Below are 18656 nucleotides of genomic sequence, written 5' to 3'. Positions count from 1 at the left end.
CATCTACAGCACATTATACCACCAAAAGGCATGGACATAGGAAAAACATAAATCATACTCTATGAAAAATGGCAAAACGATGATTATATAACGAAAAAGAGGATGCATCATTTTGACACATCCTCTTCTCTGTATAAAAAGTGGAATAAAAATGATGTTCGGATTAGAATCCCAATCCGGCTACGTGGCTGAACAAGTCGTACACTCCGCTGCAAAGTCCCAGGATAATGACTCCGATAAGGCAGATGAACAACCCTGTACGGGCCAGGGCCGGTGTACGGAAAGTAGCAATCGGCATATCGTTGGGAGTGATGTACATGGCTTTTACAATCAGCAGGTAGTAGTAGAGGGAAATGATGGTGTTCACCAATGCCAGGAATACTACCAGCCAGTGGCCACTGTGGAAGGCAGAGGCAAATACGAAGAACTTGGAGAAGAATCCGGCAAACGGCGGGATTCCGGCCAAAGAGAACAAGGCCAGCGTCATGAGGAAGGTCAGGCGCGGGTTGGTCTTGTAGAGTCCGTTGTATGCACTGCGGTCCACTTTACCTCCGGTATGTTGTTCAATAACACTGATTACACCGAATACAGCCAGGTTGGCAGCGATGTACACCACGAGGTAGTACACCAGTGAAGCCATTCCCTGTTCATTTCCTCCCAGTACGGCCAGCATGATGTAGCCGGCCTGTGAGATACTACTGTAGGCCATGAATCGTTTCAGGTCTTCCTGCAGGATGGCAAAGATATTGGCAATGGTAATGGTCAGTACGATGACGATGCTCAGCAACAAGCTCCAGTTGGCTGCCATCTGTCCGAATACTTTCACCAGGATGCTCATCAAAGCGAAGGCAGCTGCACCTTTAGAGATGACAGACAGGTAAGCCGACACATTGGTCGGTGCTCCCTGATAAGTATCGGGTGTCCACATGTGGAACGGAACTAAGCTCAGCTTGAATCCCAGTCCGGCAAAGAAGAACACCATGGCCATAATCTGGAGCGGTGTGCCGGTCAGTGCAGCCGTCACGTCGGCGAAGTAAGTGGTTCCAGTCGTACCGTATACCATAGAGATACCGTACAGCATCAGGGCAGAAGAGAACATGGAGTTCAGGATGAACTTCGCTCCGGCTTCGGCACTGTGATGACGGAACTTGTCGAAAGCTACCAGACAAGCCATCGGGATGCTGGCCAGTTCCAGTCCTACATAGAACAGAATAAAGCTTCCGGCGCTCACCATGAAGTACATTCCCAGCAGCGTACTCAGGGTCAGCATGTAGAATTCACCGGCTTTGTGGCGCGTGTCTTCGCGTGACAACCACTCGCCCGACTGCAGGAATACGAGCAGGGTACCGGCGGTCAGGATGGTTTTTACGACAGATGCCATTTGAGTGGCATGATACATACCTCCGAATGCTTCTCCGCTGGTCGGAATAATGTTCAGAGCCAGTTGTACGACCATCAGCACGCAAGCCATGTACTGGAGTGGCTTGTGGCTGGGCGTCTTCATAATCAAGTCGGCCAGCAGCATGAGGAGGATGATAGCGACCAGGCTTATTTCAGCCTGCATAGTAAATAATTCGCTCATATAATTTCTTTTTATTTGTTATCGGATAAGTTGGCTGATAATAGGTTCTACGCTTCCGCTGATGACGTTGCTCACCCAGTAAGGAGCAAGTCCCAGTCCGGCTACGGCCACAATCAGGCAGATTACAGCCAGACGTTCGTCCCAGGTGGCATCGGTCAGTTTCAGGTGTTCCGGGTTATGGCAGGTGCCATACAGGATTTTTCCGACCACGCGCAGGATATACACTGCCGTAATCACAATACTCATCGTAGCGATGACGGTGCAGGTGCGGTGGAACAAGTCCGGATTCTGGAAAGAACCGACGAAGACGGTCATTTCGGCAATGAATCCGCTCAGGCCCGGCAGACCCAAGTTGGCCAGACCGGCAATGACATAGCCGACAGACAGGAACGGCATGATTTTCATCAGTCCGCTCAACTGACGGATGTCACGGGTGTGGGTACGTCCGTAAATCATACCGATGAGGGCGAAGAACAGGGCGGTCATCAATCCGTGGCTCAGCATCTGCAGGATGGCACCCGTCGCACTGACGCGGGTCATCATCAGTAAGGCAAACAACACCAGTCCGCAGTGGCTTACGGAAGAGTAGGCGTTGATGTATTTCAAGTCGGTCTGTACCACGGCACTGAAGGCACCGTATACGACAGAGATGGTCGTCAGCACCAGGAAGAAGTCACCCCAAATGGCAGCTCCGGTCGGCATCAGGTACATGGCGATACGGAAGCATCCGTAACCTCCCAGTTTCATCAATACACCGGCGTGCAGCATACTTACGGCCGTCGGGGCAGAAGCATGACCGTCGGGGCTCCATGTATGGAAGGGGAAGAGGGCGCCCAGTACACCAAATCCTAAGAAGACCATCGGGAAGAAGATGCGCTGCATCTCGGTCGGTATCTTGTGCTGCACGATTTCCAGGATGTTCATCGTCTCGGCACCGGCTCCGTAGTAGATGCCTAAGATACCAATCAACAGGAAGGCGGAACCACCCATCAGCATCAGGGTCAGTTTCATGGCGGCATATTCCTTGCGGCCGCTTCCCCATACACCAATCAGCAGGTACATCGGAATCAAGGCTACTTCATAGAACATGAACATGGTGAACAGGTCGGTAGAGATGAAGAAACCGAATACACCGGTGCTCAGCAGGGTGAACCACAAGAAGTATTCCTTGGTGAGCGGCTTCAGTTTCCAGGAGGCAAATGTACCGGTAAATACGATGATGGAACTCAGCAGCAGCATGACCACCGAGATACCGTCTACTCCCACCGAGTAGCAGATGTGAAGCGGGGCATACCACGTGATGCTGTCCATGAAAAGCATCTCAGTCGTGGCTCCGGCATGGCGCTGTCCGATATAAGACACCGTGAGGTAGGCGGCAAGCACCAGCAGGATGGACGAGCCAGCCACCATCACTCCTCTGACCTGATTGACGTTGCGGGCAATCCACAGTCCCAGCAGCATCAGCAGAGGTATCAATACGAAAAGACTTAATATATTCATACGTTATAGATTCTTCTTTGTTAGTTCAGCAGCAAGATGATTGTCAGTACAATAATACCTGCCAGGAAATAATGAGTGTACGTCTGGATTTTACCATTCTGTATCGGCTGTACGGTTTCTCCAGCGGCGTTGGTGCTCCATGCCATGAAATTCATGAACTGGTCGATGACGTGGCGGTCGAACCATGCCAGCGGAGTGGATACGCAGCGGAAGATGATTTTCTTGGTAACGAACAACCAGATCTCATCCATGTAGAAGCGCTTGTAGGCTGCACGGTGCAGGGTACTGAAGCGCTGTGCCAGCATCTCGGGTACAGGCTGTTTTTCGCGGGCATACATCCAAGTGGCCAGGGCGATGGCGATGACGGCAATGACGATGCTGGTGCCGGCTACTCCCCAGTCGAGGTGAATGTCGTAGGCATGTCCATTGGAAGAAACGAAGTGTCCGAAAGGAATGAATCCGGCTACGATGGTAACCAGTGCCAGGAACATCAGCGGGAAAGTCATGGCCAGCGGACTTTCATGCGGTACATGATGTGCATGCAGTTCCTTGTTTTCCTTGCCCCAGAAGATGCAGTAGTACAGACGGAACATATAGAAAGCGGTCATTCCGGCGATAATCGTCATAATCCATCCGATGACCGGGCTGTACTGGAAGCAGGCCGTCAGAATCTCGTCCTTGGAGAAGAATCCGGAGAACGGAGGAATACCGGCGATGGCCAGGCAGGCAATCAGGAAGGTGATGTGGGTAATCGGCATGTATTTGTGCAGGCCGCCCATGGTTTCCATTTCGTTGCTGTGTACGGCATGGATGATGCATCCGGCACCCAGGAAAAGCAAGGCCTTGAACATGGCGTGAGTGAACAGGTGGAACATGCCGGCCATGTAACCCAGACCGCCTTCGTGTGGGTCGATAGCAGTGCAGACACTCAGTGCTACCATCATGAAACCAATCTGTGAGATGGTGGAGAAGGCGAGTACACGCTTGATGTCACTCTGCGCACAGGCTACGCTGGCGGCATAGAAGGCGGTGAAAGCACCTACCCAAGCCACGATGTGCAGGGTGTGAGGTGCATAACCGATGAACAACGGGAACATGCGGGCTACCAGGTATACACCGGCTACCACCATGGTGGCGGCATGAATCAGGGCAGATACCGGAGTCGGACCTTCCATGGCATCCGGCAACCAGATGTGCAACGGGAACATGGCACTCTTACCGGCACCACCCACGAACATCAGTCCCAGGGCCAGCGGCAGTACCATTCCAGCCTGCATCAGACGTTCCGTACCGGGATTGAAGGTGAAGGTCTGCATGTAATATCCGTAAATCAGGATACCGATCAGGAAGCCCAAATCGGCAAAACGGGTCACGATAAACGCTTTCTTGCTGGCGGCAATAGCTTCCGGTTTGGTGTAGTAGAAACCGATGAGCAGGTAGGAAGACACACCCACCAGCTCCCAGAACACGTACATCTGGAAGATGTTGGTGGCAACCACCAGTCCCAGCATGGAGAAAGTAAACAATGACAGGAAGGCGTAATACCGCTGGAAGCCCACCTCTCCTTTCATGTAACCGAAAGAATAAATGTGTACCATCAGGGAAACGGTGGAGATGACCACCAGCATCATGACGGAAATCGGGTCCAGCAGGATACCCATGTCAATATGAAGCGATGAGGTGAACGGCAGCCATTCAATGTTCCACGGAGTCAGCGTGGGGTAGAGGCCTTCCGCAGTACGTGGAGCCGTGAAATAGCTGAATGCCGTCAGATAGCTCAGTACGGCTACCACTCCCAGTGAAAGTGTGCCGATGGCGCCCGCTACACGATGAGGCATTTTCATGCCGGCCAGTGCCAGAAGCAGGAAGCTCAGCATCGGGAGGGCAAGTATCAGAATTGTATAATCCATAAGCAATTTAATAATGTATAAGAAAGTTATCCTTTCAAATCGGTTATATCATCGGTAAGCACCTGTTTCAGGTTGCGATACACATTAATAATGATGGCAATGGCCACGGCGGTTTCGGCTGCAGCGATGGCTATTCCGAACAGGCTGAAGAAATGCCCCTCCAGTTGCCCGGGGAAAAGATAACGGTTGAATACCGCGAAATTGATGTTGGTCGCATTGAGCATCAATTCTACTGAAATCAGCAGTGCCAGCAGGTTCTTGCGGGTAAAGAAACCATAGATGCCGCAGAAAAGCATGACGGTGCTGATGACGAGGTAGTGAACTACATGAATTTCTATTTCCATAATCTTACTGTATTATTTTTCTTTGCGTGCAATCAATATCGCACCAATCATACAAGCTAACAACAATACGCTGACGGCCTCAAACGGCAGGACGAACTGGTACTTGTCGGTACCAATCAACGCGTGTCCGATCTGGTCGACCGGAAGTTCCACTCCCTGTGGAATCAGGTTCAGGGCAAAGCCGTTGGTCATGACCAGGAAGAGCACCAGCACGGCTCCCACCACGGTGGTAATCAGCACGCTGATGAGTTTGGCCCGGTTCTGCCGGTATTTCATATTCTTGTCCGACTGGGTCAGCAAGATAGAGAACACATACAACACCACGATACCTCCGGCGTACACCATCAGCTGGACTGCGCTCAGGAAGGTGTAGCCCAGGATTCCGTAGATGGCGCCTGTGCCGAAGAGCACGAACAGCAGGTAAGTGGCCGCACGCAGCAGTCTTCCTGTAGTGACAGCCAAGATGGAGCTGACAATGATACAGGCACCTACGATGTAAAATACGATTTCTTGAAGTGATAGACTCATATCCGTTTCGTTTTATTTATTTCTTGTTGAGTGTCATTACGAGTTTTTCTTTCTGGAACACCGCATTCTCAAAGTCATTCGTGAACCGGATGGCATCGTGCGGGCAGGCATTGACGCACAGCATGCAGAACATGCATGATCCCAGGTTGTACTCGTATTTCACCAGTACTTTTTTCTTCTTGCCGTCTTCCGTCTCGCGCATTTCCGTGGTCAGGCGGATGGTGCCGTTCGGACAGTTCATCTGGCACAGGCCGCAGGCGATGCAACGGTTGTTGCCGTTTTCATCGACCGGCATTTCGAGCATGGCTCTGTGGCGTTCCGGAATATGGAGAGTGGTATGGCGGTTTTCCGGATACTGTTCGGTCACTTTCTTCTGGCAGAACACCTTCATGGAGGTGCGCATACCTACCAGCAGACTCTTTACTCCGCTGACGTATCCTTTCAAATATTCTTCCAATGCATTCATATTCAAAAAAAATTAATCAAAATGTCAGGCCGCATACTTTGCATACGGTCATCAGTAACAAAACCACCAGTGAAAGCGGCATCAAGTATTTCCATTCCAGTGTCAGTACCTGGTCGATACGCAGGCGCGGGAAAGTCCAGCGAATCCACATCAGCAGGAAGACGATGAGGAAGGTTTTTCCCATAAACCAAACAAATCCGGGGATGTAGTCCATCACCAGGTTCAACCCGTCGAGACCGGCAATGTGCAAAGGCATCCATCCGCCCAGGAACAGGGTGGTGGCGATACCGGCTGTAATGAACAAGTTCAGGTATTCGGCTAGATAGAAGAACCCGAAGTGCATACCGGAATATTCTGTATGGTATCCGGCTGTCAGTTCCTGTTCTGCTTCTGCCAAGTCGAACGGGCCACGGTTGGCCTCCGCATTACCTGCAATCAGGTAAATGATGAACGCCATGATGGCTGGAATGTGTCCCTTGAAAATGTTCCATCCGTTGGCTTGACCCTCTACAATGGTCTGGATGTCCATGGCACCGCTCATGACCACCATGGTCAATACGCTGAGGCCGATGGAAAGTTCATAACTGATAATCATGGCACCACTTCGTACAGCACCAATCAGCGTATATTTGCTGTTACTACTCCATCCGGCCAGCAGGATACCCAGCACGCCGATGGAAGAAGCTGCCAGCACGAAGAAGATACCGATGTTCATGTGCAGGATTTCCCCTCCTTTGTTCCACGGCAAGCAGGAGAAGGTAAGGATAGAAGCCAAGATGACGAGGAACGGAGCCAGGTTGTACAGAAAATGGTCGGAGTTCTTCAGGCTGATGATTTCCTTGGTCAGGATTTTCAACACGTCGGCTGGAACCTGCAACAGTCCTCCCTTTCCTCCTACACGGTTCGGACCGATACGGCACTGGAAAGCCGCACAGACTTTACGCTCCATATAGATAAGGATGATGGCCAGTACGGCGTACATGACGAGAATGAACACGCCGACCACGAGGCCTTCCAATGTAAGTGCCAGCCACTCGGGCATCAGACTGCACAGAAAGGCATGAATCTGCATGAGCAGCGGGCTGAAGTTATAATAATCTAAAAACATATTTCTTTCAATTTTTCAGTTTTACAGTGAGGGTTGTCCACCTTTCAGCCGGAATCTTACCGGTCGATGTCGGGGATGACAAAGTCGAGCGTACCGCCGATGGCAATCAGGTCGGCAATCTTGGTACCGCGGCAGATGGTATCCATGGCGTGTACCAGCGGCAGACCCGTGGAGCGGTAGTGCAGACGGTAAGGCACCTTGTCGCCGTGACTCTCGAGCACCACGTCGAATTCCCCACGGCTGGTTTCCACCGACGAGGTGAACACGCCTTCCGGCAGCTTGATAATCGGTTTGGTCTTTGCGCGGAATTCACCTTCCGGAATGTTGTCAATCAACTGTTCGATGATGTGGCAGGATTCCATGATTTCGTCCATACGCACCATGTAGCGGGCGAAGGAGTCGCCTTCCGTATAAGTGATTTCCTTGAAGTCCACCTTGTTATACAACGCATACGGATGATGCTTGCGCACGTCGTTGGCCCATCCCGAAGCACGTCCGGTGCCTCCCGTGCAGCCCAGCGAGATGGCATCCTCCTTCGAGAGGATTCCCACGCCCTTCAGACGGGTGTCGGCGATGACATTGGTCGTGAAGATGTCGTGATAGTCCTGGATCACGCTGCGCAGGTGCTTGATGAATTCCTTCACCTTCTGCTGGAAAGTGGGATGGATGTCCGCCTGCACACCCCCAATCATGTTGTAGTTCTGAATCAGACGGCCGCCGGTAGTCTCCTCAAAGATGTCCAGAATCATCTCACGCTCGCGGAACCCGTAGAAAAACGGCGTCAGTCCGCCCATATCCATCACCAGGCAGGAGTAGAACAGCAGGTGCGAGTCGAGACGTTGCAGCTCGTCCATGATGGTGCGGATGTACTGGGCACGCTCCGGCACCTCGATGCCCGCCGCCTTTTCGATGCACATGCACAGGGCGTGACGGTTCTGGTGCGCGCTCAGGTAGTCCAGACGGTCGGTCAGCGCCAGTGTCTGCGGATACGTCAGGCTCTCGTTCATCTTCTCGATGCCTCGGTGGATGTAGCCCAAAATCGGGTCGATCTTGCGGATGTTCTCCCCGTCGAGAGAAGTACGCATACGCAACACCCCGTGTGTGGACGGATGCTGCGGACCGATGTTCACCACGAAGTCATCTTCTCCAAACACTACGTTTTTGCGTCCCTCAAGTGTACCGTCCGGGCGGAGGAAGTATTCGTCAGTAAGGTCGGCATTCTCTTCGTTGTCCATCTGCAGCGGATTGGAGTTCATGTCATAATCCTTGCGCATCGGATACCCTTTCCAGTCTTCACGCAGGAAGATGCGGCGCATATCCGGATGGTTCAGGAAGACGATGCCGAAAAAGTCGTACACTTCACGTTCTTTGATGAGGGCTGTTTTCCACAAATCACTGACAGTCGGTAAAAATGCTTTTTCCCGGTCGGCTGTTACTGATTTGAGGATGATTCTGGCTCCTGTGCGGGTAGATTCCAAAAGGTAGAGTGCTCCAAGCCCTTCTTCCCCCCAGTCCATTCCTACGATGTCACGCAAGAAATCCATGGGCTCCTCTTTGTCGTCATGCAAGGCCTGGGCTGTGGCATGCAGCTTGTCTGCCGGTATCTTGACCACCGTTTCGCCGGCCTGACTGATTTCCGCTTCAGGAGTAATGCTTTTTATTTTTTCAATTTCCATTTGCATTTTCTTTTTTACTTGGTTGATTCCTCTTTTTCTTTGCGGTTTACGCCTCCTAAGAAACGTTCCACTTTGATTTTACGCTGGAGTTGCATCATTCCATAGAAGAAGGCTTCCGGCCGTGGAGGACATCCCGGAATATATACGTCGACAGGGATGATTTTGTCAATGCCGTTTACTACATGATAGGATTTGATGAACGGACCACCGGAAATGGTACATCCGCCTACTGCCACCACGTATTTCGGTTCGGCCATCTGGTCGTACAGACGCTTCAATACCGGAGCCATTTTGTAGGTGATGGTTCCCAGTACCATGATCATGTCTGCCTGACGCGGGGAGTTACGGGTTACCTCAAATCCGAAGCGGGCCATGTCATAGCGGGCTGCTCCAAGTGCCATGAATTCAATGGCGCAACAGCTGGTTCCGAAAGTAAGGCTCCACAGAGAGTTGCTTCTTCCCCAGTTGATCAGTTCGTCTACTGTGCCTAAAATGATACCTGCGCCGTCCATGTTCAAACGACGTACCATCTCCTCCAAATAATCATTGTTCTTGAAGTCTTCGTACTTCATAGAACGGATGGAGGTTGCTTTTTTTACTTCCATTCAAGCGCTCCTTTCCGCCAGGCGTATGCCAGGCCTAAGATTAAGACAACCAAGAAGAATCCTACACTGACCAGTGCATATACTCCTACCTGACTTGCCACTACTGCCCACGGAAAAAGAAATACCGTTTCGATGTCGAACATCAGGAACAGGATGGCGAACAGGTAGTAACCGGCTCTGAACTGTACCCATGATTGTCCGCGGGTAGGGATACCACACTCGTACGGCTCTCCCTTCTGGGGGTTGAATGACCTCGGAGCAAGTAGCTTCGCAATGGCCATAGCTGCAGCGACAAGGACGACGGCTGTCAGAATAACTACAATAATAAATGTAAAAAACATATATCTAAGAATTTTTGATGATACATAAATAGGTGTGGCTGTTTCCGATACGTCAAACCTCTGTTTGTTCCAATGGGGTATCTGAAACAGTAAAGAATCTTAAATAGTATTAAATCAGGATTTTTTCGAGGGTATATAAATAGTAGATTCGATTTAAATGCGTATAAGGGTGTTTAGAATGTCTAGGGTAGGATGTATGTAAATAAAGAGGGGGCCTGCGCATGAAATTTTCTTTAATCCAGCAGGCGGTCAGGAAAAATTTCCCGTCAAACTCCTTTTGGGCCTGTACGCACAAAAAATTATGTGGAATATCTGTTTTCCCGTTGGAAATCAAGTAGTCCACTGCCTTTGAAGTCGTATAGTCAGGATGGGGATGGATACAGTTTTCTGTCTGTTCTTTTACTGCATTTGCTTCTTGTAGAAAGTCTGGATGGAGCGTATAAAGGCTGCCTCCTATGAATAATGTCATAAGAGTGATTATTGATAAAAAAGCAAAAGTCTTCCACTTATTCATTCCACAAACCTTAATACCTTCAAAAAACGCTGCAAAGGTAGGCAATTATTTTGATACCATAGTCTGTAAATGCATTAAATTTTCTTGTCAATCCGGTTGCCGGAGGTTAGAATGGGTATCCTATGGCAAAGTGAATACCCATTCCGTCCTTGAATCGGGGAATATTGTAGTATCCCTTTTTACCAGTTTCATAAGGAACGTGAAGAGCGATTCCGAAGTCCAGACGCAGGATGAGGAAGGAGAGGTCGTAGCGTAGTCCAACACCTGTTCCGAGTGCAATGCTGTCGAAGAAATTATCCAGACTGAATTCTGCTCCCGGGCGGGCCTCGTCTTTTCGCATCAGCCATACGTTGCCGGCATCTAGAAAAGTGGCGCCGTTCAGGTTGCCTCCCATGAAATTCGACAGGATACGAAAACGGTATTCCAGATTGGCTTCCAGTTTGATGTCACCGGTTTCATCCACGTAAGAATAGCTGGCCGTGTTCGTAGGATGGAATCTTCCGGGACCGATAGAACGGACTGTAAAAGCACGGATACTGTTGGCACCTCCCACATAGAACTGCTCGCTATAGGGGGCGATGGTCTTGTTTCCGTAGGCCCAGATGACTCCTCCCATGAGTCGGGCAGCCAGTTGCTGCTTTTCGCTGATGTTGTGCAGGAAGCGAACTTCGGAAGAGTATTTTAGGAACTGTGCGAACGGAGTTCCCAACAGTTTCTTTTCTTTGGTGCTGAACTTTTGTCCGAAGGCGGCATAAATCATGGAAGTTACGTTACCGGCCGAGGTCAGTGAGTTTTCCCACCATACTTGGTTTTTCTTTTTCCGGTAACTGTTGTCGTAGGTTACGGTGTAAGTCAGCGAAGGAATGAACTGGTCGTCCAAACTATGGAACAGCATCGGGTTGGCATTGGCAATAGAGTCAAAGCGGGCTGTACGGTTCTGCAAGGTGTTGAAGGCCAGATGCAGCGGTGTGACCGTATGCTTGATGCTACGTTTGGGTTGGAAACTGTAGGACACGGTTCCTCCGAATGATAACATCTTGAAATAACGGGCGCGATTCAATTGTTCGGCATAAATCTTGAAATTAGTTTCCGACGGGAAGCGGAACGGGTCTACCCGGTTTCGTACCCACGGGAGAATCAGTCGGGGAAAATTCAATGACAGCGCCGCTCCTAATTCGTATGAATTCATTACGGAACTTTCACCATCCACTGTAGAGCTGGTTTGCCATTCATAAGATCCGGACAGTTCCAGGCTCAATGAAGCCCCCATTCTTTTAAAATTTTTCTTTGAAAGGTTGAATTTTGCACCCGGTCCCGTCTGTTTGGTGCTTTTGGTGGTAACGTTCAGTTCCAGTTCACTGTCATAAGGCAGGTCGAACATGGCATTGACGTCAATATCCAGCGTATCTGTTCCGGGGCGGGGAGTGTATTTAAAGTCATTGAATTTGAACACACCCAGTCTGGACAGAGCCTGTTGCGTATAGTTCTGTCGTACTTGTGAGTACGTTTCTCCGCTACGATAGAGGAAACGACGGCGAAGCACTCCATACCGTATGCCTGGTTTTTCCCCGGCATAATGAATGGTAAAGTTGTGGAAGTTCAGAGAATCCTCCGGTTGTTCCCCATTGTATCCAATCAAGTTGATTTTCGTATTCCCGATGTAGTATGTGCGCAATCCGTCTTCCGGAATATTCTGCTTCTGTACGATTTTTAAGTTGACATATCCCGGGCGGATCAGTGTGTCGGCCAGGAATGTAATAAAATCGGAACGATAATAGTAATATCCGTTGTTGCGGAACAGTTCCACCAGCCGGTTTCTTTCTTCGTCCAGTTTGCTGACGGAAAACTCATCCTCCCTTTTGAGTAGGCGTTTTTCATAGGATTCTTGAATCAGCGTATCCGCTTTACCAGAGAAGCCCACGTAACTTATGGAATCCAGTTTGTAACGTTGTCCCGTATAAATGGTATACAGTAGTTTGGCCTTCTTAGGATTTTTGGCCGTATCTACTTTTACCGTTACGTTTCCTTGGAAGAAACCGTTCTCGCGCAGCAAGTTGCTGGCCACTTTGGTACGGGTTTCCGGATTGACCGTCGACACATAGATAGGGTCGGCTGCCAGTTTCTTGAAAATCCATTTTCCGATACCTTTTTCATAGCGTTCAAAGCGGTTATATACCCACAATCCAAAAGGAAAAGGAATACGAAGATTGGGGCTGCCGAAAAACGAATTGTTCGGTGCCACGTTCAGAGCTCCCTGTACTTCTTCCAGGGTTGCTTCTCCTTCATCCTCTGGGTTGTATCCTACAATCTGAGGTGTGGGAGTACCGATGTAAAGCAGCTCATCCTCTGGGAGATGCTTGGTGGTAGAGCATGCAGCCATCATAACAAGCCACAGAAGTCCTGTCAGGAAACGGCTATTTATCTTTATTTTCATCTTCATTTTCATCTTCCTCTTTTTTTACAGCTTCAACGGGTGCTTTTTCTTTTTTTCTGAAAATAAACAACTCACCTACTTTGCTTACTTTCTTGCGTAATACGATACCTACGCCTGTTTCGGTTACTTCTCCATCGAGGATACTTTCATAATTCTTGTCGTGGAACAGTTTTACGTAGCGCGTACCGCTATTATCCAGACGGTATTCCAGTGAAATATTGTCGATAAAGGACTCATCCTGCTGCACGTTGTTTCCGGTGGAGACCTTTCCGCCAATGACCACCCGGATACGATTGTTCCAGAATCGTTTGGCGAACTGGAAGTTGTAGTCCGTGCTCGATTGTCCGGTTTGTTCTCCGTTGTTGGTTTCTATACCGAAGTTCACGTCGATGGTCTTGAGGGCACTTCCGGCTACCTTTGAAATCTGGTCTTGCAGGAACGAGTTCATCACGCTGCTTCCTCCTCCACCGCCTAAAGTACCTCCTTCTGTCAGGTACATACCGGTTACCAACATGGTTACTGCTACTTTATTCTTGTCTTCGGCCGACATGGAAGCCAGTTCATTCTGCATGCTTCCGTCTTCTGGTGCATCTATAATAAAGGAGAAGCCTAAATCCTCCAAGGTGTTGGTGATGTTTACTCCTACATCGAAATTGACCATACGTGAAGCCTGTCCTTCCTGTGCCACAGACGAGCGTACTCTTTCGGTAGCCTTGATGTTCAGTTGCGGATTCATGGCATTTCCACTCCATTGTATGTAACTTCCACTTTGTATGTGGAAGGTCTTCAACTGGATAATTGGCAACTGGTATTTCATTTCTCCACTCAACAGTGAATATTTTCCACTTAAAATGATACTTCCAGCAGGAGTGTATTGTAAGGATAAGTCGCCTCCTCCCTCAAAATACATATAGTTGCTGCCTTTTTCATCCAAGTTGACACGGCATTGTACGGCTTCATCGATATGCAAGGTCATCAGCATATCGATACCTCCCAGTGTCAGGGCTGGTAATATTCTCCGGTCCACAGTAGTCGTATCACTGAAGTTGATGAAGGTGACCGTTTCTCCTAATTTGTCCTCCACGGTCAGCGGAGAATCCTGCAAGATGTATGTAAAGTCACTGTTACCTAAGATGTTCATGTTTCCACGTATGGTCATGTTGTCCGGAGTGCCTTTGAGCGTAGAGTGGAAGTCTACATATAGCTTTCCGAATACCAGCGAGCGTTTGGTCTGTTTGGCATTCAGCAATTCAAAGTTGTTAGCATCCATTTTCAAGTCCATTTTCATTTGGCTGAGGTCTGCCATATCTACACTGCCATCGATGGTAAACGGAGTTTTTCCTTTGGTAAATATCTTGAACCGGTCGAAGGTCAGTTTGCTGTCTTTTATTTCTACCGGTCTGTCGTCAAACCGCAAGTTCAAAGAAGCCTGTGGAACATAGATATTCACACTGTCCAAGTTGATTTGTCCGTTCATGAGAGGACTGGCGCTGCTACCCGAAACTTTCATGTTTCCGTCCACGTCACCGCTTAAAATAGCCATTTGGTCGGGAATGAAAGAATTGGCAATTTCCAACGGGAAATGGTGTAGCGACATGTCTGCGTTAATCCGGTCATTCTCCTCCTCACTGGCCGCTGGGAAATAGGAACCGTCTATGCTGGCAATCTCCTGATTGTTTCGAGTGATAAAGCCATTGATACTTTGTTCTCCGCTTTCTTTGGGCAGGTAAACCGCACTCAAAGCCCAGTTGCCCAGCTCAATACCGTTGTAAGTTAACTGGTCGATGCTGTTTTCCAGTGAAATCATATCTGTGCCGTCAGTTTGTACATAATGCGCTTCGGCATTGATGACACCGGAAATGTCTGGCATGTAAGGGACTACCCTTTTAAATTCTCCAATGTTGATTTGATTCAATGAAAGCGTCAGATCCTGTTGGGCAGTAGAGTCAGGAGTGGAGTATAGACTGATGCCTGTACGCATGTCATCATGGATGGAGAGGTTGGCCATGATACGTCCGTCGTCCCTCAAGTAAATATAGTTGTCAGGGTTTACCGTGAACTTTCGATACACCAATGTAGGGTCAAATGGGTTGATGTGCAAGCTGATACCTTTTTTCTGCAATCCGGCGGTCATGCCGATATTGACTCCACATTCTTTCTTACCGTTCAGGTATTCTATGGTCGCGTTGAGTTTATCTGCTTCCACGTCTCCGTTGAGCATGATGTCGAATGCTTCCTGAAAAGGCTTATCGTTGGCGATAATGCCACTGCTGAGTAATATTTTCTCAGCTTGTTGTGACGCATTGAAATAGATGGTATCAAACGCAAGGCTGTCGGTGCTTAGTCCATAGAGATTCATGGCTGCATTCAGTCCGTTTTCCGGCGAGGTCTGAATATTTACATTCAGCCGGTCAAAATTGATTTTCCGGATGGCCAGCGTGTTGGAGACCGGATTGTCTTTTCCGGCAAAGATGCGTAACTGTGCATTGGGCAGCAATTCGCGTAGAACGGTCTGGTCAATGTGTCTTTCTTTCCATTGCTTGTCCAATGTTTGCGTCAGCTTTGTAATCTGGTTACCCAGTTCGTCAATTCCTCCCTTGCTGCGGAACAGGAAGGTCAAATCGCCCGCATTGACAAAGCTATGGATGGAATCGCGTGCGGTGGTAAAGCCCAAATGTAAATCTTTGGTCTTGTATGTCTTTTTCTCCGTAATCAGTTGGATGTCCTTGACCGACATACGTATTCCATGACTCTTCTTTAGGTTGGTATTCAGATGAATATCAATGTTGCTTGCAGTCTTGAAAGGAGTTTGTACCAGTCCCATTCCATACAAATCCAGGTCGGCTATCTGAATCAGTGCATCAGCTTTGATCCGTGACGGATGCAAGGTAGCATCCAGTTGAGAAGAGATTTGCATGGCATTGTCTCTTATGTTCATTGTCATGTTGGCCTGTGAATTCTTCAAGCTTGCCTGCAGTTGCACACCTGAAAGCGCGCGTGAACCAATTTGCAGATGCGAAAGTGCTGCGTCTGCTTTTAACCGCGTATGCGGAGAGAAAAAGTCATATCCTTCTCCTTTTACATGTGCCTGTGCCGTAAGCTGGAATAGAGAATCCATCGGCATAAAACTATGCAGATTGAGCTGTTCTATGTTTAAATCAGCCTGATAAGCCTCTGTCAGAAGGTTATACTTGCCGTCCAGTTCTGCATATCCTTCTTCGTGACTCAGTTTGGTTGTTGCTTGCAGGTCATTTCCTTTCATTTGTGCTTTTCCTCGAAGTTGCGTGCCGGAAGGAATAAGGAAATCTCCTGTCAGGCTTTGCAGGAAGTTCATCCGGTAAAAATCAGAATTCAAGTTGATGACCCCCTGTCGGGATATACTGTCGAGCACATGCCGGAGAGTACCGTCTGCTTCCATACGGAAACAGTCGGGAATTTTTACCTGGCAAGTATTTAAGTTCAACTGGTTCAGGTTACCATCCACGTCGAAACGTATTTGCAGCGGCGCTGCAGGAAACGATTGGATAAATTCTTTCGGCATATCGGGGATGAGCTTGAACAAGTCCGCTTTCCCGATTTCAGCCATCAGCCGTGCTTGCAGTAGCCCGTCCTGATTCTGTTCCGTGACCGACCAGTCAACCGTGGCATTGAATGCAATGAACGAGTTGGCTGTCTTGATCTGGAAATCAGGAATCTTGATGGTTTTCTCATCGGCACGCAATTCTCCTTCCGATGAAGTGATTTCCAGCCCGGAGCGTTCTTTCAGTTCGAACTGATGCAGTAGGGCACGGATATTGTTTCCTTGGTAATAAAGTGAGTCCAGTTGCAGATTTACTTTCGAAAGAGCAATGTGCGATGGATCTATCCCTTTGGCCAGCGGAGTCGAGTTCCCGGAGTTGTAAAATAGCTGGCTGTCCAGTAACTTGAAGGTATTGGCAGAATACGCCTCCTTATGTAAATCGACAAAGCCGTTACGCAAAGATGCACTTTGGATTCTGATGCCGAAATTCATGGTATCGAGTGGCATGTCCATCTGGAAACTGACATTGTCAAGGTCTATTTTCTCCAGTTTGAATTTCCAGTAGGTGGGAGCACTTTGGGTCGTGTCCTGTGCGGTTGTATCGGCCAGGCACATTTTCAGGTCTGCATCCTTGAGGGTCAGTTCATTGAGTACAGCCGTTTCGGGAGTCAGGTCTACGCCATGCGATTTCAAGAACAGATTGCCCAGCTTTCCTTTGAGCGACATTCCCTCAATCAGGCTCGCAGTGTTGACTGAGGCATTTTTCAGGCCCACTCCATCCACTTCTATCTGTTTTTTCAACAAAGGCAGCAGCTGGATTTTCACCGTCAGTTCTTCTACGTCCAGCAGGGTATCTTTCTGGTCTTTTACGGTGGTTTCATGTACGACCAGATTTAATGGAAATGACAGAGAAATGCGTTGTATATGAATTTGCATTCCCGTAGCCTCAGAGGCATACGCGGTGGCCTTGTCCACAATAAAGTTCTGGACAGGGGGGATGTAAATCAATATGCATAATATAATGAAAAGGATGAATGGACTTGCTAAAGCAATTCCTCCCCATTTTATATATTTTTTCATACACTATTGAGCCGTTAGATATTGCGAATATACGAAAAAGAACCAAATAATGGTACATTTTGTTTATGAACTGTGAGTTGAAATCACATTATTTATTTACCTTTGTGCAGTTACTAAAATTTATATACTACTTATGAAACCAACATTATTTGTATTGGCTGCCGGTATGGGAAGTCGTTACGGTGGCTTAAAGCAACTTGACGGACTGGGTCCTAATGGGGAAACAATCATGGATTATTCAATTTTTGATGCAATTCGTGGCGGTTTCGGGAAATTGGTATTCGTAATCCGTCGTGATTTTGAAAAGGATTTCCGTGAAAAGATTGTAAGCAAATACGAAAATCATATCCCTGTAGAGGTTGTATTTCAGGATTTAAATAACCTGCCGGAAGGTTTTACTTGTCCGGAAGGCCGTGCAAAACCATGGGGAACAAATCATGCGGTATTGATGGGTAAGGATGTAATCAAAGAACCGTTTGCGGTAATCAATGCAGATGACTTCTATGGCCGTGACAGTTTTGCTGTAATCGGTAAGTATCTGTCAGAGCTTCCTGAAGGTGCTAAGAACGATTACTGTATGGTTGGTTTCCGCGTGGGAAATACATTGTCTGATAGTGGTTCTGTAGCTCGTGGTATCTGCTCTACCGATGAGAATGCCCATCTGACTACCGTAGTAGAACGTACGGAAATCATGCGTGTAAACGGAGTCGTTTCTTATAAAGATGAAAAGGGTGAATGGGTAGGTATTGAAGACAATACTCCTGTTTCAATGAACATGTGGGGATTCACTCCTGATTATTTCAAGTATTCTGAAGACTATTTCGTAGAATTCCTGAAAGAAAATATCGGCAACCTGAAATGTGAATACTTCATTCCGTTGATGGTCAACAAGCTGATTAATGAAGGAACTGCTACTGTAAAAGTGCTGGATACTACTTCCAAGTGGTTCGGTGTGACTTACGCTGCCGACCGTCAGAGCGTAGTGGACAAGATTCAGGCTTTGGTGGATGCAGGTGAGTATCCTTCTAAATTGTTCTGATAATCCTCA

The 18656-nt window shown here is 48.4% G+C and carries 14 protein-coding genes; 1 reads left to right on the top strand and 13 read right to left on the bottom strand.

Translation table 11 applies throughout. The features are described from left to right. Positions 1 to 163 precede the first annotated feature (163 nt). The 13 genes from H6A28_RS11890 to H6A28_RS11830 form a co-directional block, all read right to left on the bottom strand. Complete coding sequence (locus tag H6A28_RS11890) at positions 164 to 1582, bottom strand: NADH-quinone oxidoreductase subunit N (RefSeq protein WP_204480538.1); 1419 nt, start codon at positions 1580 to 1582, stop codon at positions 164 to 166. Positions 1583 to 1600: 18 nt separating this feature from the next. Then, a complete protein-coding gene (locus H6A28_RS11885) occupies positions 1601 to 3082 on the bottom strand; it encodes a complex I subunit 4 family protein (RefSeq protein WP_204480537.1) in 1482 nt (493 codons plus the stop codon). A 20-nt stretch (positions 3083 to 3102) separates the two neighbouring features. Further along, entirely contained in the window at positions 3103 to 4992 is a 1890-nt protein-coding gene (gene nuoL, locus H6A28_RS11880; RefSeq protein ID WP_204480535.1) for an NADH-quinone oxidoreductase subunit L, read from the bottom strand. 26 nt (positions 4993 to 5018) lie between these two features. Next, on the bottom strand, positions 5019 to 5336 hold the full coding sequence (gene nuoK / locus H6A28_RS11875; RefSeq protein WP_007557857.1) for an NADH-quinone oxidoreductase subunit NuoK: 318 nt from the start codon (positions 5334 to 5336) through the stop codon (positions 5019 to 5021). Positions 5337 to 5348: 12 nt separating this feature from the next. Beyond that, on the bottom strand, positions 5349 to 5864 hold the full coding sequence (locus H6A28_RS11870) for an NADH-quinone oxidoreductase subunit J family protein (protein ID WP_204480533.1): 516 nt from the start codon (positions 5862 to 5864) through the stop codon (positions 5349 to 5351). A gap of 16 nt (positions 5865 to 5880) precedes the next feature. Beyond that, the gene (locus H6A28_RS11865; RefSeq protein ID WP_204480531.1) at positions 5881 to 6330 is read right to left on the bottom strand and encodes a NuoI/complex I 23 kDa subunit family protein; all 450 of its coding nucleotides are present in this window, start codon (positions 6328 to 6330) and stop codon (positions 5881 to 5883) included. A 16-nt stretch (positions 6331 to 6346) separates the two neighbouring features. Continuing rightward, positions 6347 to 7438 carry an NADH-quinone oxidoreductase subunit NuoH gene (gene nuoH, locus H6A28_RS11860; RefSeq protein ID WP_204480530.1) on the bottom strand — a complete coding sequence of 364 codons (1092 nt, stop codon included), beginning with the start codon at positions 7436 to 7438 and terminating at the stop codon, positions 6347 to 6349. Positions 7439 to 7494: 56 nt separating this feature from the next. Further along, entirely contained in the window at positions 7495 to 9114 is a 1620-nt protein-coding gene (locus tag H6A28_RS11855; RefSeq protein ID WP_239465349.1) for an NADH-quinone oxidoreductase subunit C, read from the bottom strand. 14 nt (positions 9115 to 9128) lie between these two features. Further along, on the bottom strand, positions 9129 to 9719 hold the full coding sequence (locus H6A28_RS11850) for an NADH-quinone oxidoreductase subunit B (RefSeq protein WP_072543523.1): 591 nt from the start codon (positions 9717 to 9719) through the stop codon (positions 9129 to 9131). Next, on the bottom strand, positions 9710 to 10060 hold the full coding sequence (locus H6A28_RS11845; protein ID WP_072543522.1) for an NADH-quinone oxidoreductase subunit A: 351 nt from the start codon (positions 10058 to 10060) through the stop codon (positions 9710 to 9712). Before H6A28_RS11845 ends, H6A28_RS11850 begins: the two co-directional genes overlap by 10 nt. A 109-nt stretch (positions 10061 to 10169) precedes the next feature. Further along, the gene (locus H6A28_RS11840) at positions 10170 to 10574 is read right to left on the bottom strand and encodes a hypothetical protein (RefSeq protein WP_204480528.1); all 405 of its coding nucleotides are present in this window, start codon (positions 10572 to 10574) and stop codon (positions 10170 to 10172) included. Between the two features lie 106 nt (positions 10575 to 10680). After that, on the bottom strand, positions 10681 to 13020 hold the full coding sequence (locus tag H6A28_RS11835) for a BamA/TamA family outer membrane protein (protein WP_430641277.1): 2340 nt from the start codon (positions 13018 to 13020) through the stop codon (positions 10681 to 10683). After that, a complete protein-coding gene (locus H6A28_RS11830) occupies positions 12989 to 17608 on the bottom strand; it encodes a translocation/assembly module TamB domain-containing protein (protein WP_204480526.1) in 4620 nt (1539 codons plus the stop codon). The genes H6A28_RS11835 and H6A28_RS11830 overlap by 32 nt, the downstream gene beginning before the upstream one ends. A 133-nt stretch (positions 17609 to 17741) precedes the next feature. Here H6A28_RS11830 and H6A28_RS11825 point away from each other — a divergent pair, with 133 nt between their 5' ends. After that, positions 17742 to 18647, top strand: coding sequence for a nucleotidyltransferase (locus H6A28_RS11825; RefSeq protein ID WP_204480520.1), 906 nt, complete (start codon positions 17742 to 17744; stop codon positions 18645 to 18647). The last annotated feature ends 9 nt before the right edge of the window (positions 18648 to 18656 follow it).

It is taken from the genome of Bacteroides mediterraneensis (assembly GCF_016900355.1).
Classification (GTDB): Bacteria; Bacteroidota; Bacteroidia; order Bacteroidales; family Bacteroidaceae; genus Phocaeicola.
This window is presented reverse-complemented; position numbering and strand designations above follow the sequence as displayed.